Source organism: Embleya sp. L77 (genome assembly GCF_055557415.1).
The window spans coordinates 6,369,711-6,389,844 of sequence record NZ_CM145709.1; the positions used below are offsets into that span (position 1 = coordinate 6,369,711).

Annotated in this window: 16 protein-coding genes and 1 pseudogene; all 17 read left to right on the forward strand. The window is 72.1% G+C overall.

Annotated features, from left to right (window positions below; translation table 11 throughout):
* Positions 1-23: 23 nt before the first annotated feature.
* The 17 genes and pseudogenes from argB (at position 24) to ACZOOI_RS27110 (ending at position 20,108) form a co-directional block, all read left to right on the forward strand.
* A complete protein-coding gene (gene argB, locus ACZOOI_RS27030; protein ID WP_465278275.1) occupies positions 24-977 on the forward strand; it encodes an acetylglutamate kinase in 954 nt (317 codons plus the stop codon).
* On the forward strand, positions 974-2,182 hold the full coding sequence (locus ACZOOI_RS27035; RefSeq protein WP_465278276.1) for an acetylornithine transaminase: 1,209 nt from the start codon (positions 974-976) through the stop codon (positions 2,180-2,182). The genes argB and ACZOOI_RS27035 overlap by 4 nt, the downstream gene beginning before the upstream one ends.
* A gap of 42 nt (positions 2,183-2,224) precedes the next feature.
* Positions 2,225-2,773, forward strand: coding sequence for an arginine repressor (locus ACZOOI_RS27040; RefSeq protein ID WP_396004803.1), 549 nt, complete (start codon positions 2,225-2,227; stop codon positions 2,771-2,773).
* A 101-nt stretch (positions 2,774-2,874) separates the two neighbouring features.
* The gene (locus ACZOOI_RS27045; RefSeq protein ID WP_465278277.1) at positions 2,875-4,074 is read left to right on the forward strand and encodes an argininosuccinate synthase; all 1,200 of its coding nucleotides are present in this window, start codon (positions 2,875-2,877) and stop codon (positions 4,072-4,074) included.
* Positions 4,071-5,489, forward strand: a complete 1,419-nt coding sequence (gene argH, locus ACZOOI_RS27050; RefSeq protein ID WP_465278278.1) for an argininosuccinate lyase — start codon at positions 4,071-4,073, stop codon at positions 5,487-5,489. Before ACZOOI_RS27045 ends, argH begins: the two co-directional genes overlap by 4 nt.
* A gap of 257 nt (positions 5,490-5,746) precedes the next feature.
* A complete protein-coding gene (locus ACZOOI_RS27055; protein WP_465278279.1) occupies positions 5,747-6,985 on the forward strand; it encodes an alpha/beta hydrolase family protein in 1,239 nt (412 codons plus the stop codon).
* Positions 6,982-8,826: a wax ester/triacylglycerol synthase family O-acyltransferase gene (locus ACZOOI_RS27060; protein ID WP_465278280.1), complete on the forward strand. Its 1,845-nt coding sequence runs from the start codon at positions 6,982-6,984 to the stop codon at positions 8,824-8,826. The genes ACZOOI_RS27055 and ACZOOI_RS27060 overlap by 4 nt, the downstream gene beginning before the upstream one ends.
* Positions 8,823-9,653, forward strand: a complete 831-nt coding sequence (locus tag ACZOOI_RS27065) for an SDR family NAD(P)-dependent oxidoreductase (RefSeq protein ID WP_465278281.1) — start codon at positions 8,823-8,825, stop codon at positions 9,651-9,653. The genes ACZOOI_RS27060 and ACZOOI_RS27065 overlap by 4 nt, the downstream gene beginning before the upstream one ends.
* Positions 9,654-9,903: 250 nt before the next feature.
* On the forward strand, positions 9,904-10,380 hold the full coding sequence (locus tag ACZOOI_RS27070; RefSeq protein ID WP_391582012.1) for a GNAT family N-acetyltransferase: 477 nt from the start codon (positions 9,904-9,906) through the stop codon (positions 10,378-10,380).
* 389 nt (positions 10,381-10,769) lie between these two features.
* A complete protein-coding gene (locus ACZOOI_RS27075; protein WP_465278282.1) occupies positions 10,770-11,831 on the forward strand; it encodes a methionine ABC transporter ATP-binding protein in 1,062 nt (353 codons plus the stop codon).
* Between the two features lie 2 nt (positions 11,832-11,833).
* A pseudogene (locus ACZOOI_RS27080) lies at positions 11,834-12,487 on the forward strand (methionine ABC transporter permease); the annotation flags it as partial.
* Positions 12,488-12,565: 78 nt separating this feature from the next.
* Complete coding sequence (locus ACZOOI_RS27085; RefSeq protein ID WP_465278283.1) at positions 12,566-13,387, forward strand: MetQ/NlpA family ABC transporter substrate-binding protein; 822 nt, start codon at positions 12,566-12,568, stop codon at positions 13,385-13,387.
* Between the two features lie 409 nt (positions 13,388-13,796).
* Positions 13,797-15,881 carry a putative cobaltochelatase gene (locus ACZOOI_RS27090; protein ID WP_465278284.1) on the forward strand — a complete coding sequence of 695 codons (2,085 nt, stop codon included), beginning with the start codon at positions 13,797-13,799 and terminating at the stop codon, positions 15,879-15,881.
* A gap of 190 nt (positions 15,882-16,071) precedes the next feature.
* On the forward strand, positions 16,072-16,686 hold the full coding sequence (gene cobO / locus ACZOOI_RS27095; protein WP_465278285.1) for a cob(I)yrinic acid a,c-diamide adenosyltransferase: 615 nt from the start codon (positions 16,072-16,074) through the stop codon (positions 16,684-16,686).
* Positions 16,683-18,164: a cobyrinate a,c-diamide synthase gene (locus ACZOOI_RS27100; protein WP_465278286.1), complete on the forward strand. Its 1,482-nt coding sequence runs from the start codon at positions 16,683-16,685 to the stop codon at positions 18,162-18,164. Before cobO ends, ACZOOI_RS27100 begins: the two co-directional genes overlap by 4 nt.
* A gap of 121 nt (positions 18,165-18,285) precedes the next feature.
* The gene (cbiE, locus tag ACZOOI_RS27105) at positions 18,286-19,500 is read left to right on the forward strand and encodes a precorrin-6y C5,15-methyltransferase (decarboxylating) subunit CbiE (RefSeq protein WP_465278287.1); all 1,215 of its coding nucleotides are present in this window, start codon (positions 18,286-18,288) and stop codon (positions 19,498-19,500) included.
* On the forward strand, positions 19,497-20,108 hold the full coding sequence (locus ACZOOI_RS27110; protein WP_465278288.1) for a cobalamin biosynthesis protein: 612 nt from the start codon (positions 19,497-19,499) through the stop codon (positions 20,106-20,108). Before cbiE ends, ACZOOI_RS27110 begins: the two co-directional genes overlap by 4 nt.
* Positions 20,109-20,134 lie beyond the last annotated feature (26 nt).

Genomic DNA, 20,134 nt, shown 5'->3' on the forward strand with positions numbered 1-20,134 from the left:
ACAGCCAGACGAGGGGGAGCGGGATGCGGACGGAATCGGCCGGCAAACAGGGCCGCAACAATGCGGCACTGACCAAGGCGCGCACGCTGATCGAGGCGCTGCCGTGGTTGGAGCGCTTCTACGGCAAGACCGTGGTGATCAAGTTCGGCGGCAACGCCATGGTCGACGACGCCCTCAAGCGCGCCTTCGCCCAAGACCTGGTGTTCCTGCGCTTCGCCGGGCTGCGCCCGGTGATCGTGCACGGTGGCGGCCCGCAGATCAGCGCGCAGCTGGACCGGCTGGGCATCGAGTCCTCGTTCGCGGGCGGCCTGCGGGTGACCACGCCCGAGGCGATGGACGTGGTGCGCATGGTGCTCGCGGGCCAGGTGCAGCGCGAGATCGTCGGCCTGATCAACGCACACGGTCCGTTCGCCGTCGGGATGACCGGCGAGGACGCGCACACGATGACCGCCGAGAAGCGGCACGCGATCGTGGACGGCGAGGCCATCGACATCGGTCTGGTCGGCGACATCGTCGAGGTCGACCCGGGCGCGATCAAGGCACTGCTGCACGACAACCGCATCCCGGTGATCTCCTCGATCGCCCGTGGCGCCGACGGGCACGTCTACAACGTCAACGCGGACACCGCGGCCTCCGCGCTGGCGGTCGCGCTGGGCGCGGAGAAACTGGTCGTGCTCACCGACGTCGAGGGGCTGTACGCGAACTGGCCCACCAGCGACGAGGTGATATCCAGCCTGGACGCCGACGAGTTGGCGGCGTTGATGCCGAACCTCTCCAGCGGCATGCTCCCCAAGATGGAGGCGTGCCTGCGGGCGGTGCGGGCCGGGGTGCCGGCCGCGCACGTCCTGGACGGGCGGGTCGCGCACTCGTTGCTGCTGGAAGTGTTCACCGACGAGGGGATCGGGACCATGGTGGTCCCGGCCCGGCAGTCCGGCGCCTTCGCCGGACACGACGACGAGGCGGAGGGGGCGGCATGACGAACACCGGAACGGGTGCGCTGACACAGCGGTGGAACCGGTCGCTGATGAACAACTACGGCACGCCCTCGATCGAGCTGGTCAGCGGCTTGGGGGCGCGGGTCGTGGACAGCGCCGGCAACACCTACGTCGACTTCCTCGGCGGCATCGCGGTCAACTCGCTCGGCCACGCCCACCCGGCGATCGCCGCCGCGGTGAGCGACCAGCTGGGCCGGCTGGGCCACGTGTCCAACCTCTACATCGCCGAGCCGCCGGTCGCGCTCGCCGAACGGCTGCTCGACCTGTTCGGCCGACCCGGCCGGGTCTACTTCGGCAACTCGGGTGCCGAGGCCAACGAGGCCGCGTTCAAGCTCGCCCGGCGCACCGGCCGGCCGCAGATCATCGCGGCCGAGGGCGGCTTCCACGGCCGCACCATGGGCGCGCTGGCGATGACCGGCCAGCCCGCCAAGCGCGAGCCGTTCGCCCCGCTGCCCGGCGGCGTCGACTTCGTGCCCTACGGCGACATCGAGGCGCTGCGCGCCGCGGTCGGACCGCAGACGGCCGCGGTGATCCTGGAGCCCATCCAGGGCGAGAACGGTGTGGTCATGCCCGGCGAGGGCTACCTGGTCGCGGCCCGGGAGATCACCGCCGCGCACGGCGCGCTGCTGATCCTGGACGAGATCCAGACCGGCATAGCCCGCACCGGCGCGTGGTTCGCACACCAGCCACTGGGCATCGAACCCGACGTGGTCACCCTGGCCAAGGGCCTGGGTGGCGGCCTGCCGATCGGCGCCTGCGTGGCGTTCGGCGCGGCGGCGCAGCTGTTGCAACCGGGCCAGCACGGCACCACGTTCGGCGGCAATCCGGTGTGCTGCGCCGCGGCGCTCGCGGTGCTGGAGACCATCGAGAACGAGGACCTGTGCGCGCGCTCGGCGCGCCTGGGCGAGCAGCTTCGGGCGGGAATCGAAAAGATCGCCCATCCGCTGGTCGCACGGGTCAGCGGAGCAGGGCTGTTGATCGGTATCGTGCTCAGCGCACCGGTGGCGCCGGCCGTGCAAAAGGCGGCGCAGGACGCGGGCTTCCTCGTCAACGCCGCAGTGCCCACCCGGGTCAGGCTCGCCCCGCCGCTCGTCGTCGACGACGCGGACGTGGACGCGCTGCTCGGAGCCCTGCCCGCCATCCTGGACGCCGGCCTCGCCGCCGCACCCGCCGGAGGAACACCGTGACCCACACCCGACGACGAGTCGAACGCTAGGCGAGGTCGTCCCATGAGCAGCGAGCACGGCAGTGAAGCGACCCCGGTCGAGGGCGTGTACGCGGTGCCCAGCACCCGGATCGCCCGGCACCGGCGGATCGTCGACATCCTGACCCGGCACCGGGTCCGGTCGCAGAACCAACTCGCCCGGCTGCTCGCCGAGGACGGCCTCGCCGTCACCCAGGCCACCCTCTCCCGGGACCTCGACGAGCTCGGCGCGGTCAAGATCCGCGACGGCGAGGGATCGCTCATCTACGCCGTACCGGCGGAAGGTGGCGACCGCACCCCCCGGGCGCCACTGGAGGACTCCGCGGTCGAGGGCCGGCTGTCGCGCCTGGCCGGCGAACTGCTGGTGTCGGCCGAGGCGTCGGGCAACCTCGTGGTGGTGCGCACACCGCCCGGGGCGGCCCAGTTCCTGGCCTCGGCCATGGACCACGCCGAGTCGCGGCTGATCCTGGGCACCATCGCCGGCGACGACACCATCCTGATGGTCTCGCGCGACCCCGAGGGAGGCGCGGCGCTCGCCGCCCACCTCCTGGCGCTCGCCGAGAACAAGGCCTAGGCCGTGTCCGGCCACCCACACTTCCGCACCCCGCTAGAGCGCTCGGCTCCGGCGAAACACCGCACCAGATCCGCCCGATCACTCTTCGAAGGAGCACGCTCGTGACCGAGCGCGTCGTACTCGCCTACTCCGGAGGTCTCGACACCTCCGTCTGTATTCAGTGGATCGCCGAGGAAACCGGCGCCGAGGTCATCGCGGTGGCCGTCGACGTCGGCCAGAACGGCGAGGACCTGGACATCATCCGCAAGCGGGCGCTGGCCTGCGGCGCGGTCGAGGCCGAGGTCGCGGACGCCCGCGACGAGTTCGCCGACGGCTACTGCCTGCCCGCGATCCGGGCCAACGCGCTCTACATGGACCGTTACCCGCTGGTCTCCTCGCTCTCGCGCCCGGTGATCGTCAAGCACCTGGTCGCCGCCGCGAAGAAGCACGGCGCCGACACCGTCGCGCACGGCTGCACCGGCAAGGGCAACGACCAGGTCCGGTTCGAGGTCGGCATCTCCTCGCTGGCTCCCGAGCTCAAGTGCATCGCCCCGGTCCGCGACTACGCGATGACCCGGGACAAGGCGATCGCGTTCGCCGAGGCGAAGAACCTGCCGATCGCCACCACCAAGAAGTCGCCGTACTCGATCGACCAGAACGTCTTCGGGCGGGCCGTGGAGACCGGGTTCCTGGAGGACATCTGGAACGCGCCGATCGAGGACGTGTACGAGTACACCCAGAACCCGGCCACACCGCGGGACGCGGACGAGGTCGTGATCACCTTCGAGCGCGGTGTGCCGGTCGCCATCGACGGCCGCGCGGTCAGCGTGCTCCAGGCGATCGAGGAGCTGAACCGGCGGGCCGGCACCCAGGGCATCGGCCGGATCGACATGGTCGAGGACAGGCTCGTGGGCATCAAGAGCCGCGAGGTGTACGAGGCCCCGGGCGCGATCGCGCTGATCACCGCGCACCAGGAGCTGGAGAACGTCACCGTCGAGCGCGAACTGGCCCGCTACAAGCGCACGGTCGAGCAGCGCTGGGCCGAACTGGTCTACGACGGCCTGTGGTTCTCCCCGCTCAAGCGGGCCCTGGACGGCTTCATCGCCGAGGCCAACGAGCACGTGTCCGGCGACATCCGGATGACCCTGCACGGCGGTCGGGCCGTGGTCACCGGTCGGCGCAGCGAGGAGTCGCTCTACGACTTCAACCTGGCCACCTACGACACGGGCGACACGTTCGACCAGTCGCAGGCCAAGGGCTTCATCGAGTTGTTCGGCCTGTCCAGCAAGATTGCCGCACGGCGGGACAACGACCGGTCGTGACCAACAACCCCGATCGGGTGAGCCTGTGGGGCGGCCGCTTCTCCGGCGGCCCCTCCGAAGCCCTCGCCCTGCTCTCCGCCAGCGTGCACTTCGACTGGCGGCTCGCGCCGTACGACATCGCCGGCTCGCGGGCGCACGCGCGTGTGCTGCACGCGGCCGGGCTGCTCAGCGACGACGAGCTGACTCGCATGCTCGCCGGCCTGGACACGCTGGAAGACAACGTCGAGTCCGGTGACCTGGTCGCCACCATCGCGGACGAGGACGTGCACACCGCGCTGGAGCGCGGACTGCTCGAAATCCTCGGCCCCGACCTGGGCGGCAAGCTGCGCGCGGGGCGCTCGCGCAACGACCAGATCGCCACTTTGGGTCGGATGTACCTGCGCGAGCACGCGCGGATCCTGGGCCGGCTGTTGGCCGACCTCCAGGAGGCGCTGGTCGAACAGGCCGCCGCGCACGCGGACGTGGTCATGCCGGGCCGCACCCACCTCCAGCACGCCCAGCCGGTGCTGCTCGCCCACCATCTGCTCGCGCACGTGCAGGCGTTGGCACGCGACGCCGACCGGCTGCGCGACTGGGACCGGCGCGCGGACGTGTCCGCGTACGGATCCGGCGCGCTCGCGGGTTCCTCGCTCGGGCTCAGCCCCGAGTCTGTGGCCCGCGACCTCGGGTTCTCCGCATCCGCGGCGAACTCGATCGACGGCACCGCCTCGCGCGACTTCGCGGCCGAGTTCGCGTTCGTCACCGCGATGCTCGGGGTGAACCTGTCCCGGCTGGCCGAGGAGATCATCATCTGGAACACGAAGGAGTTCTCCTTCGTGACCCTGGACGACGCCTTCTCCACCGGGTCCTCGATCATGCCGCAGAAGAAGAACCCGGACATCGCCGAGCTCGCGCGCGGCAAGTCCGGCCGGCTGATCGGCAACCTGACCGGGCTGATGGCCACGCTCAAGGCGCTGCCGTTGGCCTACAACCGCGATCTCCAGGAGGACAAGGAGCCGGTCTTCGATTCGTGCGACACGCTCGAAGTGCTGCTCCCGGCGTTCACCGGCATGATCGCCACGCTGACCTTCCACCGGGAGCGGATGGCGGAGTTGGCCCCGGCCGGGTTCTCGCTCGCCACCGACATCGCCGAGTGGTTGGTGCGCCAGGGCACGCCGTTCAGGGTCGCGCACGACGTGGCCGGCGCGTGTGTGAAGTACTGCGAGCCGCGCGGGCTCGAACTGTGGGACCTGACGGATGATCAACTCGCGGAGATCTCGCCGGAGTTGACTCCACAGGTGCGCTCGGTGCTGACCGTGGCCGGTTCGGTGGCCTCGCGGGACGGGCGCGGCGGCACCGCCCCGGCCCGAGTCGCCGAGCAACTCGCGGAGATTCGGCTGGACTTGGCCGCCCAGCGCACGTGGGCCGGCGCATAACACCAGACGGCACCGCGATCGAGCTGAGACGATGGGCCCGCATTCTCCGGGGGGAGGAAGCGGGCCCATCGGCGTGTCCGGGAGCAGTTTGTCGTGCCGGGGGCGGACCGAGTCCGGTTTCGGGCCTGTTGCACGTGTGTGAGCGGAAGTCGAGGTTCCAGTCCCAAATGTGAAATCGCCGTTACCAGAAGCGATTAACTGTGTTCGCTCCGTGCGTCGCGTACTAGGGTCGGCCCTGATCGAGGGGAGGGATCAGCATGCTCGATCGCCTGCGCCGCATACGTTCCGAGGGTGAGAAGTCCGCTTCCATGCTCTCGGACCTGCCGATTGCCGGGCTGCTGCGCAGCGTGCCCCAGTCCGTGGGCTTCGGGGTGCGCTCCTATGTGCGCTCGCTGCGCGCCGAACGCCGGCGTTATCCGGAGATGCCGACCGTCTTTCCCACGCCGGGGCTGGTCTACGCGGCCTTCCTCGACGAGGTCGTGGTCGCGCTCCTGGCGACCGGTCGGCTCTCGCCCGATCCCGAGGACGCCCTGCGCATCCGGGAGGAAATCTCCGACGCGGTGCACAAGTTCCGCGCCGAGACCTATCTGGACGACCCGACCCTGTTCCACCCCGAGCCGCCGGCGCTGATCGATCCGGTGCTGCGGGGCAGGCTCTACGGCACGATCGGGTACGAACAGCTGGCGTTCGTCAGCGAGTACGTGCCCTGGGCGGGCGTTCCGGGCGCCACCCGGTGGCAGGCGGCGGGCGCGAACCAGCGGGTGTGGGCGTACGTGCTGCGCCACCCCGGCAAGCCGCGGCCGTGGCTGGTGAACCTGCACGGCTTCGGCATGGGGCGCCCCGGCGACCTGACGGCGTTCCACTCCCAACGGCTGCACCGTGAACTGGGCATCAACGTGATCCACCCGGTGCTGCCGATGCACGGGCCGCGCAAGTCCGCGCGCGCCCAGGACACGCCGTTCATCTCGTTCGACTACCTCGGCAACGTGCACGGCCTGGGACAGGCCGTGTGGGACGTGCGCCGCTGCCTGGACTGGGTCCGCCGGCAGGGGGACACCCCGATCGCGGTGCACGGGCTCTCGCTGGGGGCCTACGTCGCCGCCCTGGTCGCGAGTCTGGAGGACCTCGACTGCGTGATCGTCGGTGTTCCCTCGGTCGACATGGCGTGGGTGATGTCGCACCACGCACCCGACGACATCAAGCGCGAGGTACGCGCGGCGGGCCTGCTCGGCGAGGAGGCCGAGACGGTCCACCGGGTGGTCTCGCCGCTGGCGATGACACCGCGGGTGCCGTTGGACCGCCGCTTCGTCTATGCCGGCCTGGCCGACCGTATGGCCACCCCGCAGCAGGCGTACCGGCTCTGGAAGCACTGGGAGGAACCATCCGTCTGCTGGTACCGCGGCTCGCACATCGGAGCCGTGTGGAACCGACAGGCGCGCCGCTTCATCGAGGATGCCCTGACCTCGTCGGGCATCGGGAGGAGGAACACCTGGTGAAGCTCTCCGGTCTGGATTCGGCTTTTCTGGCCCTGGAGTCGCAGGAGTGGCCGGCGCACGTGGTCTGCCTGACCATCGTCGACGCCTCCGACACCGGCGGCCGGGTCGATCGCGCGGCCTTCGAGCGCAGGTTGGCCGCGCGTCTGCCCCGGCTGCCGCTGCTCGGTCGCAAACTGGTGCAGGGCCCGTGGGGGCTGGCCCGGCCGCACTGGGTCGAGGACCCCGACTTCGAGCTTGCGAACCACCTGCACCGGGCCACCCTGGAGGCCCCGGGCGGACGGCGTGAACTCACCGTCATGGCCGAGGAGATCTACCGACACCGGCTTCCGCGGGATCGGCCGCTGTGGGAGTGGTGGATCGTCGAAGGCTTGGAGCACGGGCGCGTCGCGCACCTGTGGAAGGTGCATCACGCGTGCATCGACGGCCGCTCCGGCGCGGCCATGCAGGAGATCTTCTTCGACGCCGACCCCGACGCGTCGCTCGCGTCCGAGGCGGTCCCGGTGGTGGCGCCGGTCGAGGGGATCGAACCGCCGCAGGGTTGGCAGGCGGTGCGCGAGGGCGCGCTCTCGCTGGCCGGCACCCCGGTCCGGGTGGGTCGGCAACTCGGTCGGCTGGGGCAGGGCGTCGTGCAGGCCGCGCTGACCGGGCGACTGGGGCGGGCGCTGCCGCTGAACGTGCCGAGGACCCGGTACAACGAGCCGATCGGCAAACGGCGTTCGTACGGGTTCTGCACCGTCTCGCTGTCCGACGTCAAGCTGGTCAAGAACGCGTTCGGGGTCAAGGTCAACGACGTCGTGCTCGCGATCGTGGCCGGTGCGCTGCGCGAACAGCTGCAGGGGCTGGGCGAGTTGCCCGATCGGCAGTTGATCGCCACGGTGCCCGTGGACGCCACGCGCGGTGGTGAGCGCGCGGGCGGCAACATGATCACCGGCATGCTCGTGGGGCTGGCCACCGACGTCGCGGAGCCCGCCGAGCGACTGTTGTGCATCCACGAGAACTCCAACGCAGCCAAAGCCGTACAGAGCGCAATGGGCGGCGAGTTGCTCACCGGTCTGGCCGAGACGCCGCCGCCGGCCCTGCTCGGCCTGCTGGGCGGGCTGTACCGGGATGCGCAACTCGCCGCCGTGCTGCCCGCGTTGTGCAACGCCACCATCTCGAACGTGCCCGGTCCGCGCACGCCCCTGTATGCCCACGGGCAGAAGGTGGAGGCATTCCATTCGATGGGGATCATCGCCGACGGCTTCGGATTGTTCATCGGTGGCATGAGCTACCACGACCAGATCGACATCGGCGTGCTCGCGGACAAGGAGGCGCTGCCGGACCCGTTCGCGCTGGCCGACAGCATCGTCGAGCAGCTCAACCTGCTGTTGAAGGCGGCCGACGAGCTCGCGCCGGAGCAGAGCGTGCACGATCTCCCCGCCGATCGGGCGAGCGATCCGGTCGGCGAGGCCGCGGCCGAGGCGGTCGCCGGCGGGGTGCACGCGCCGGCGGCGCGGGAGGGGGCCCGGTTCGAGGCCGAGGTCGAGTCCGAGCCCGAGTTCGTGCCGGGGTCCGGGCCCGAGGTCGAGTCCGTGCCGGGGCCCGGGTCCGGGTTCGAGCCCGGGTCCGAGCCCGAGGCCGCTGCCGCTTTGGTGCCCGCGATCAAGGTGCCCGCTCCCCGGCGCAGCCAGGCGGCCGGCACGTCCGGCGCCGGCGCGGGTGGGGGCTCGGGCTCGGGCTTGGGCGAGCGGGCCGGCAAGGGCGCGACGATGAGCGCCGCGGCCAAGCCGACCGGGAATGCCGCGGCGCGCCGCGGACGGCCGAAATCCCGTGCCGCCGGCGTCGAGGCGGGTCGCGCGTGAGCAGAACGGCACTGGTCACCGGGGCCAACTCCGGCCTGGGGCTGGCCACCGTGCTGGCGTTCGCCGCGGCGGGCGTCCACACGGTGGGCACGGTGCGCTCGGCGGCGAAGGCGGAGACGGTCGCCGCGGCGGCGGCCGAGGCCGGCGTCGAGGTGCGCACCGTGCTCCTGGACATCACCGACGCGGCCGGCGGCAAGGACGTGATCGAAGACGTGCGCCCCGACATCCTGGTCAACAACGCCGGCGGCACGTCCTTCGCGCCGGTGCTGGACGTGTCCGAGGAGGACGCCCGGCACCAAATGGAGACCGCGCTGTTCGGCCCGATGCGGCTGGCCCGCCTGGCCATCCCGCACATGCGCGGGCGTGGGTGGGGTCGCGTGATCCAGATCTCCTCGCTCGCCGGGCAGATCAGCTACCCGCTGCTGGGCTGGTACCAGGCCGGGAAGCACGCGATGGAGGCGGTCTCGGACGCGCTGCGCGTGGAGGTGGCCGGCGCCGGGGTCGACGTCGTGGTCGTCTCGCCCGGCGGGTTCCGCAGCGGCGTCACCGACGAGATGGCCGAGGCCGTCGAGCGGCATCGCGGCGGGGCCTTCGCGACCGCCTTCCAGCGAATGGACCTGGGCTTTTCGATCATGAAGCCGCTGTGGAGCGACCCGGAGACGGTGGCCGCCACGATCGTCGAGGCGGCCACCGTCAAGTCGCCCAGATCGCGGTACGTGGTGGGCGCCGACGCGCACCTGACCCTGCTCGTGCATCGGGTCACCGAGCCGTTCTCGACGGTGCGGGCGATCAAGGAGGGGGTCGTGCGCCGGGTCACCGGCCTGTAGTGGGCCGACCGGCCGACGCAAAAATCATTCGATCGGGGGCACTTGGCCCGAGCGGTTGCCTGAACAGCGGATTGCGCGTAGGTGAGGACCGGGTAGAAGTCCGGGAAAAGCCGTGTGGAACAGTGACGAATGCAGTGTTCACGCTCGTGTTCGAGAAGGGGACAACCCTCCCCCTTCGCGGAGGCACTGTGGCATGACGCTGCGGCACACACATCCGCACGGTGATCAGGGCGATCAGGGGAGCAATCCGATGGGGCAGAACGTAGGCATCGGCACGGCGGACGTATCCGACGCCGAGCAGATCCTCAAGCTTCAGTACCTCTGTTACCAGGGCGAAGCAGCCCTGTACAACGACTACGGCATCGAGCCGCTGACGCAGAGCCTGGAGAGCCTGCGCGCCGAGTTCGACACGCACACCGTCCTGGTGGCGCGCCTGGGCGACGAGGTCGTCGGTTCGGTACGCGGCACCATCGAGGACGGCGTGGCCCGGATCGGCAAACTGGTCGTGCACCCCCGGCTGCAGCGGCACATGCTCGGCACCCGACTGCTGCGCGCGATCGAGGAGAAGCTCGCGGACGCGGCCGAGTACGAGTTGTTCACCGGTCACCGCAGCGAGAACAACCTGCGACTGTACGAGCGGCTCGGGTATGTCTCCGGCCGGATCGAGAAGGTCAGCCCTCGGCTGAGCCTGGTCTACCTGCGCAAGACGGCCGTCCTCGCGGCCTGATCGACCCGCGCCCAACGAAGCGGCGCCCGAAGCCCCGAAGCCCCGGCGACCATGGAATCCATGGTCGCCGGGGCTTCGTCGGGTCCGGTCGCAGGCGTCCCGGCGCAATGACATTTCCATTGCGGGACGGGTGTCTGCTTTAATCGGATCATGTTCACGACGGCTCACACATCCGGCACCGCGGCTACCGCCACGGGTTGTCGTCGCATGTGCCGTTCGTGTCAGACCTGTCGAATGTGTGGCTGTTGAGGATTTGAGGGCCTGATCCCTCTCCCGGGCCGAGCGCTTTGCGCCCCCGGTGTCATCCCCGCCACGCCCCCTGTGTGACGAAATCGCGCGGCCCCTCGCCGGGCCCGATTCGGCACGCGCATCCAACCGAGGACATCACGGTGATCCGTACCACTGCCCTGAGCAAGGTCTATCGCAGCCGAGAACGGCAGGTGACCGCGCTCGACAACGTCGACCTGCACGTGCGCGAAGGCGAGATCTTCGGCGTGCTCGGCCGCAGCGGCGCCGGCAAGAGCACGTTGATTCGCTGCCTGAACCTGCTGGAGCGCCCCACATCGGGCACCGTCGAGGTGGGCGGGCGCGAGTTGACCGCGCTGTCCGCGAGCGCGCTGCGTGCCGAGCGGCGCCGCATCGGGATGATCTTCCAGCACTTCAACCTGCTCTCCAGCCGCACCGTCGCCGGGAACGTCGCGGTGCCGCTGGAGATCGCCGGCATCCCGCGCCGGGACCGGGCCCGCCGGGTCGCCGAACTGCTCGAACTGGTCGGGCTGAGCGAGCACGCCAAGGCGTACCCCGCACAACTGTCCGGCGGGCAGAAGCAGCGGGTGGGCATCGCCCGCGCGCTGGCCGCCGAGCCGCGCGTGCTGCTGTCCGACGAGGCCACCTCGGCACTCGACCCGGAGACCACCCGCTCGATCCTGGCGCTGCTGCGCGACCTGCGCGACCGGCTCGGCCTGACCATCCTGCTGATCACCCACGAGATGGACGTGGTCAAGAACATCTGCGACTCGGCGGCCCTGATGGAGGGCGGCCGGATCGTCGAGTCCGGGACGGTGGGCGAACTGCTCGGCCGCTCCGACTCGCGGCTGGCCCGGGAGATGTTCCCGCTGGGCACGCCGGGCCTGCTGGAGGGCCGCACCGTGGTCGACATCACCTTCCGCGGCGAGGAGACGGCGCAGCCGTTCATCTCCACGCTCGCACGCACCTACAACGTGGACGTCAACGTGCTGGGCGCGGCGGTGGAGAGCGTCGGCGGTCGGCAGATCGGCCGGATGCGGATCTCGCTGGACGGCACGTTCGAGCACAACGTGGTGCCCATCGGCTACCTGCGCGAGCAGGGCCTACAAGTCGACGTGGTCGACGAGGGCCCGGCGACCCCCACCGAGTCGGACGCCGACGTCGCCGCCGCCGACGGCGTGGCGCTCGCGGGCAAGGAGATCTGAAGATGACCTGGTCCGAAATGCGGCCACTTCTGGAGACCGCGACCCAGGAGACGTTGTACATGGTCGGTGTCTCGACGCTGATCACCGTACTGATCGGGTTGCCGATCGGGCTCCTGCTCGTGCTCACCGACCGGGGCGGCCCGCTCGCGTTCGCACCGGCGAACAAGCTGCTGGGCTTGGTGGTCAACGTGGGCCGCTCGGTCCCGTTCCTGATCCTGCTGGTCGCGCTGATCCCGTTCACCCGCTGGGTGGTGGGGACCACGATCGGCACCGACGCGGCGATCGTGCCGCTCACCGTGGGCGCCATCCCGTTCTTCGCGCGCCTGGTGGAGACCGCCGTGCGCGAGGTGGACCGCGGACTGATCGAGGCCGCTCAGTCGATGGGCGCGAGCACGACCACCATCGTGCGCAAGGTGCTCGTGCGCGAGGCGGTGCCCTCGATCATCTCCGCGATCACGGTGACCGTCGTGGCGATCGTCGGCTACTCCGCGATGGCGGGCGTGGTCGGCGGCGGTGGGCTGGGCGACCTAGCCATCCGCTACGGCTACCAACGCTTCGAGACGAACCTGATGCTCGTCACCATCGCGGTGCTCGTCGTGCTGGTTCAACTCGTGCAATTCGTCGGCGATCTGCTCTCCCGCAGGCTCGCCCACCGCTAGGCCTTCGCGCCCGGCCCCCGTACGACGCGAGGCATCCCGCCCGCGTACACCGCACCACCAGGAAAGGCACTCTTCGTGCGTATCAACAAGTTCGTCGCCCTCACCGCCGTCGCCGCCCTCGGGCTCGGTCTCGCCGCCTGCGGCAGCGACGACGACAAGGGCTCGTCCGCGTCCGACCCGCTCAAGGTCGCCGCCTCCGCCGTCCCGCACGCGCAGATCCTGAAGTACATCAAGGACAACCTCGCGGCGAAGGAGGGCCTGAAGCTGGACGTCAAGGAATTCGCCGACTACACCCAGCAGAACCCGGCCCTGGACGAGGGCAACGTCGACGCCAACTTCTTCCAGCACAAGCCGTATCTGGACGAGTTCAACAAGGAGAGGAAGACCAGCCTGGTCCCGGTCGTGCCGGTGCACCTGGAGCCGCTGGCGCTCTACTCCAAGAAGGTCAAGTCGCTCGCCGACCTGAAGGACGGCGCGACCGTCGCGTTCCCCAGCGACGCCACCAACGGCGGTCGCGCGCTCAAGCTGCTCGCCGACAACGGAGTGATCAAGCTCAAGGACGGCGCGGGCACCACGGCGACCGAGAAGGACGTCGTGGACAACCCGAAGAAGCTCACGTTCAAGGCGATCGAGGCGGCCCAGCTGCCCCGCGCGCTGGACGACGTGGACGGCGCGGTGATCAACGGCAACTACGCGCTGAGCGCCAAGCTGACCCCGGGCAAGGACGGCATCGCGGTGGAGAAGGCGGAGAACAACCCGTACGCGAACGTCCTGGTGGTCAAGAAGGGCAAGGAGAACGACCCGCGCGTGCAGAAGCTGGCCAAGCTGCTGAACTCGCCCGAGGTGAAGAAGTACATCGCCGACGAGTACAAGGGCAACGTGCTCCCCGCGTTCTGATCCGCGCGCAGCACACCCCACCACGGCCCCCGCCACATCATGTGGCGGGGGCCGTGGCGCGTTTTCCGGCGTATGAGAGGCTGTCGCCGACAGCAGGGAAGGAATCCGGCGTATCGCGCGGAGCACCTTCGGGCCCGGTGTCGAGGTATGCGCGTGCTCCGCGAGGGTTCGGGCACACCTCGACACCGGTACATCCGAGGGAGGCGGCGCGGCACGGCAACCCGGAGCGGTCCCGCCACTGTGAACGCGCGCCCTCGGGCGGGCGTGAGCCAGAGACTTGCCGCTGTCCGGGACCCGGGTCGCGGGTCCTGCAACCGACCAGGGCGTGGACACCCGAGGGAGGCCGACGGCGCATGCCTGCGTGCTTTGTGACAACCGACCGCATATCCAGTGGCGCGGGGCGACGCCGATGAGCGCCGCCTACCCGTTCTCCGCGATCGTCGGCCTGGCCGATCTGCGGCTGGCGCTCGTGCTCAACGCGGTCTCGCCCGCGGTCGGCGGAGTGCTCGTGCGCGGCGAGAAGGGCACCGCCAAGTCGACCATGGTGCGCGCGCTCGCCGGCCAACTGCCCGAGGTCGCGGTGGTGCCCGGTTGCCGCTTCTCGTGCGATCCGGCCGCCCCGGATGCCCGGTGCCCGGACGGCCCGCACGACCCGGGGATCGCCGGCACCACCCGCGCCGCGCGCCTGGTCGAACTGCCGGTCGGCGCCAGCGAGGACCGACTGGCCGGCTCGCTGGATATCGAACGCGCGCTGACCGAGGGCGTCAAGGCGTACGAGCCCGGCCTGCTGGCCGCCGCGCACCGCGGCGTGTTGTACGTCGACGAGGTCAACCTGCTGCACGACCACCTGGTGGACCTGCTCCTGGACGCGGCCGCGATGGGCACCTCGCACGTCGAACGCGAGGGAGTGTCCGTGCGGCACGCCGCGCGGTTCCTGCTCGTGGGCACGATGAACCCGGAAGAGGGCGAGCTGCGACCGCAGTTGCTCGACCGGTTCGGGCTGACGGTGGAGGTCGCGGCCAGCCGGGAGCCGCGCGAGCGGGCCGAGGTGGTGCGCCGACGGTTGGCGTACGAGGCCGACCCCGAGGCGTTCGCGGCCCGCTGGGCGGGCGAGGACGCCGAGTTGGCCGAGCGCATCCTGCGCGCCCGCCGGGTTTTGGCGGATGTGGTGCTTCCGGACGCCGAGTTGGAGCGGATCGCACGGGTGTGCGCGTCGTTCGAGGTGGACGGGATGCGAGCGGACCTGGTCACGGCGCGCACCTCTATCGCGCTGGCCGCCTGGCACGGGCGGACCGAGGTGACGGCGCAGGACGTGCGCGCGGCGGCGCTGTTGGCGCTGCCGCACCGACGGCGGCGCAACCCCTTCGACGCGCCGGGGTTGGACGAGGAACTCCTCGACGAGGCACTGCGCGACCCGGACGAGCCGGAACCCGAACCCGAGCCGGAACCGGAGGGGGACGGGCCGGACGGCGGTGGATCGCCGCCGCCGGACGCGGACGGGTCGGAGGGTTCGGGCCGGTCCGATGGGCCGGACGGGTCCGATGGGCCGGACGGGTCCGATGGTTCGGGGACGGCGCCCGGCCGGACCGAGGCGGCGCCGAGTTCGGCGCCCGGCACCGAGGACGCGCCCGTCGAGGGCGCGCCCACCGCCTCGGGCGGCGGGCGGGAGCAGGCCGCCGTCGCGGCCGCCGAGCCGTACCGCACCCGGCTGTTCTCGGTGCCCGGGGTGGGTCAGGGCGCGGCCGGGCGGCGCTCGCGCGCGCGGACCGCGAGTGGGCGCACCACGGGCTCGCAGGTCGCGGCCGGCCGGGTGACCCGGCTGCACGTCGCGGCCACGGTGCGGGCGGCGGCGCTGCACCAGAAGGCGCGGGGCCGCACCGGCGCGGGGCTGCTGCTGCGGCGTGCGGATCTGCGCGAGGCGGTCCGCGAGGGCCGCGAGGGCAACCTGGTGCTGTTCGTGGTGGACGCGTCCGGGTCGATGGCGGCGCGCAAGCGCATGCGCGCGGTCAAGGGCGCGGTGCTCTCCCTGCTCCTGGACGCCTACCAGCGGCGGGACAAGGTCGGCCTGGTCACCTTCCGCGGCGCGGACGCCGCGCTGGTGTTGCCGCCGACCTCCTCGGTCGAGATCGGCGCGGCCCGACTGGCCGCGCTGCCCACCGGCGGGCGCACCCCGGTGGGGGCCGGACTGCTGCGCGCACACGAGACGTTGCGGGTGGAGCGGCTGCGTGACCCGCTGCGCCGGCCGCTGCTGGTCGTGGTCACCGACGGGCGGGCCACGGGCGGCAGGGACGCCCTGGGCGAGAGCCGGCGGGCGGCGCGGTTGTTGGCCGCGACGGGGGTCGCGTCGTTGGTGGTGGACTGCGAGAGCGGGCCGGTACGGCTCGGGTTGGCGGCGCGGCTCGCCGGCGACCTGGGCGGGCCGGTGGTCACCCTGGACGAACTGGCGGCGGACGGCCTGGCGGGCCTGGTTCGGGACGTGCGTTCGGTCGCGTGACCCGCGGCCCGGCCGCCCGCCGGATCCGCCACCGGCCGCCGGTGGGCGGTTGGGCGACCCGCCGGCCTCGAACACCGGATGGGTCGCGGTGTTCGATCCGGGCGGGGACCGGGGCCGGGTCGGTATTGCGCTCGTGCCTTCGTCGACGTTCGTACACGGTCGACATTCCTCTGGACAAAGGGAGATCACCATGCCGCAGGGCGTTCCCACGCACGTGCCCGCCGACGGGCTGACCACGCGTCAGCGTCGGAATCGGGCCCTGGTCGTCGTGCACACCGGGCCCGGCAAGGGCAAGTCCACCGCCGCGTTCGGGTTGGCGCTGCGCGGCTGGAATCAGGGTTGGCCGATCGGGGTGTTCCAGTTCGTGAAGTCGGCGAAGTGGAGGGTCGGCGAGGAGACCGTGCTGCGCACCCTCGGCCGCGTGCACACCGAGACCGGCGAGGGTGGTCCGGTCACCTGGCACAAGATGGGCGAGGGCTGGTCCTGGATCCAGCGCGAGGGCACCCAGGAGGACCACGCCGAGGCGGCCCGACAGGGCTGGGAGCAGATCAAGCGCGACCTGGCCGCGGAGACCTACCGGGTGTACGTGCTCGACGAGTTCACCTACCCGATGAAGTGGGGCTGGGTGGACGTGGACGAGGTGGTCGCGGTGCTGCGCGATCGTCCCGGCAGCCAACACGTGGTGATCACCGGCCGCGACGCGGACCCGCGGCTGATCGAGGCGGCCGACCTGGTCACCGAGATGACCAAGATCAAGCACCCGATGGACGCGGGCCAAAAGGGCCAGCGAGGCATCGAGTGGTGAGTGCCCCGGCGCCCCCGCGCGTGGTGATCGCCGCCCCCGCCTCCGGGCACGGCAAGACCACCGTCGCCACCGGGCTGATCGCGGCGTTCACCCGGCGCGGCGACGTGGTGTCGCCGCACAAGGTGGGGCCGGACTACATCGATCCCGGCTATCACGCGCTCGCGGCCGGCCGGCCCGGACGCAACCTGGACCCGTTCCTGGTCGGCGAGGACCGGATCGCGCCGCTGTTCGCGCACGGCGCGCGCGGTGGCGATCTGGCCGTGGTCGAGGGCGTGATGGGCATGTTCGACGGTGCGGCCGGGCGGGGTGGGTACGCCTCCACCGCGCACGTCGCGCGGCTGCTCGCGGCGCCGGTGATCCTGGTCGTGGACGCGCGGGCGCAGAGCCGCTCGGTGGCCGCGCTCGTGCGCGGGTTCGACGCATTCGATCCGGACGTGGGCGTGGCCGGGGTGATCCTGAACCGGGTCGGCTCGGACCGGCACGAGAGCATGCTGCGCGAGGCGCTGGACGAGATCGGCATGCCGGTCCTGGGTGTGCTGCGCCGGCACGACGCGATCGCCAAACCCGCGCGGCACCTGGGCCTGGTCCCGGTCGCCGAACGGCACGCCGACGCGGTGCGCACGGTGGACGCGCTCGGCGAACTGGTCGCGCGCAGCGTGGACCTGGCCGCGGTGCGGCGGATCGCGGCGGGCGCGGGGCCGCTGCCGGATGCGCCGTGGGACCCGGTGCACGAGGTGGCCGGCCCGATTCCGGGGCGACCCGTCGTCGCGCTGGCGGGTGGTTCGGCATTCACCTTCGCGTACGCGGAGACCGCCGAACTGCTCGGCGCGGCCGGGGCCGAGGTGGTCACCGTCGACCCGCTGCGGGACGAACGGCTGCCCGCGGGCACGGCGGGGCTCGTGCTGGGCGGCGGCTTTCCCGAGGTGTACGCGGCGGAGTTGTCGGCCAATGCGACGCTGCGGGCGGACGTGGTGGCGCTGGCCGCGCGCGGCGGCCCGATCGCGGCCGAGTGCGCGGGTCTGCTCTACCTGGCCCGGACCCTGGACGGTGCGCCGATGTGCGGGGTGCTGGACGCCGACGCGCGGATGACCGAGCGGCTGACCCTGGGCTATCGGGAGGCGACGGCCGCGCACGACTCGGTGCTCGCCGCGACCGGTCGGGTGGTGCGCGGGCACGAGTTCCATCGCACGACGCTCACGCCGCGGGCCGGGCGCCGAGCGGCGTGGAGCCTGGGCGACTCCGGCCTGGAAGGACACGTCGCGGGATCGGTGCACGCGTCGTATCTGCACGCGCACTGGGCCGGCGCGCCCGATCTGGCCCGGCGGTTCGCCCGTTCCTGTGCGCTCGCGGCCGATCCGGCGGGCGCGGGAGCGGCGGCGGATGTGGATACGGGCGCGTCGGCGGGTGCGGGTGCGCGGGAGGGCGCGCAGGCGTGGCCGGTTACCGACCGCGGCAACGGGAGCACGCTCGGGCGGTGAGCGGCGCAACCTCGAAGGGGGGAGCCGACGTCGTGTCGGATACGGGCTCCTCTTCGTGGGCGCCGCCGCATGACCACGCGCGGGACCTCCCCCCGGGGTTCGGCGCGGTGAGGGGATGGCCATGGCTGATCGGGTGACCGTGATCGGGTACGACGGCGCGCCGCTGTCGGCACCGGCGGTGGAGGCGTTGCGGACGGCGACCCTGGTGGCGGGCCCGGAACGGCTGTTGGCCGCCGTCGCGGTGCCCGAGGGCGCCGAGCGGGTGGTGCTGGGCAACGTGCACGTGGCCGCGCAGCGGATCGGCGCGCATCGCGGCATAGCGGTGGTTCTGGCCGTCGGCGATCCCGGGTTCTTCGGGATCGTGCGGTTGTTGCGCCGGGCCGAATACGGCCTGGAGTTGGAGATCGTGCCCGCGGTGTCCTCGGTGGCGCTGGCGTTCGCCCGGGCCTCGATGCCGTGGGACGACGCGCGGGTGGTCAGCGCGCTGGGCCGGGACGTACGGCGGGCGGCGAACGTGTGCCGGGCGTTCGGCAAGGTCGCGGTGCTCACCGGGCCGGGGGCGGGGCCGGCCGAACTCGCCGCGCTGCTCCCGGATGTGCCGCGCACCTTCGTGGTGTGCGAGCACCTGGGCACCGAGCAGGAGGAGATCTCGATGGTCTCCGCCGAGCATGCGATCGAGCACGAGTGGTCCGATGTGGACGTGGTGATCGTGATCGGGCCGGCCCCGCGCGCGGGCGCGGCGGCGGGCTGGCTGGCGGGCGAACGCCCGGGCTTTCCCGGGCCGGTGCGCGGCTGGGCGGTGGCGGAGGACGTGTACGCGCATCGGGCGGGCGCGATCACCCGGGCCGAGGTGCGCGCGCTGGCGGTGGCCCGGCTCGGGCCGCGGCTGGGCGACCTGGTCTGGGACATCGGCGCCGGCAGCGGTTCGGTGGGCATCGAGTGCGCGCGGCACGGCGCGGCGGTGGTCGCGGTCGAGCAGGACGCGTTCGGGTGCGACCTGATCACCGAGAACGCGGGCCGGTTCGGGGTCGAGGTGCAGGTGGTGCACGGCAAGGCGCCGGAGGTGTTGTCCCGATTGCCGTTGCCGGACGTGGTGTTCGTCGGCGGCGGCGGACCCTCGACGGTGGCCGCGTGCGCGGCGCGCCGGCCGGAGCGGATCGTGGCCGCGATGTCCGAGGTGGATCGGGTGGCCGAGTCGCGCGCGGTGCTGGAGCGCTCGGGATACACCGTGGAGGGTTGTCTGTTGCAGGCCTCGCGGCTTTCGCCGGTCACCGGTGGTGCCCAACGCCTGGAACCGGCGCATCCGGTGTTCGTGCTGTGGGGGGACCGGGCTTGACCGGGGACCGGGTGTCGGGCGGGCGGGTGATCGCCGCCTCGGCGGCGGGAGTCGTCGCGTCGGGTGCTGCGCCGGCGGCGGCCGTACCGGGGACGCAGGGGCTGGTTTCGGCCACGGCCGGCCCGGCGGCGCACGGGCCGGACCTGGTGGTCGGGGTCGGGGCGGCGCGCGGGGTGGGCGCGGAGGAGGTGCGCGCGAGCGTGTGCGCCGTGCTCGCGCGGGCCGGCCTGGCGCGCTCGGCGGTGCTGGCGCTGGTGACCGTGACGGCCCGGGCGGACGAGCCGGGTCTGGTCGCGGGAGCGGCGCTGCTGGGACTGCCGCTGTTCGCGCGCGCGGCGGAGGAACTCGCCGCGGTGCCGGTGCCGCATCCCAGCGAGCGGGTCAGGGCGGCGGTCGGGACGCCGGGCGTGGCCGAGGCGGCCGCGCGGCTGGGGCCGGTACCGGGCCCGTGGTTGGGCGAGTTGCTGGTGGCCAAGACCCGCGGCGTGGGCGCGCGCCCCCGCTGTACGGTCGCGGTGGCCCGCCATCGGCCGGCGGGCGGGGGATCGGCCGGCCCGGGACCGGCGGGTGCGGCGGTGAACGCGGGGGTGCAACAGGAAACGCCGTGATCGGTATGGAAATGGGCGGACTCGGC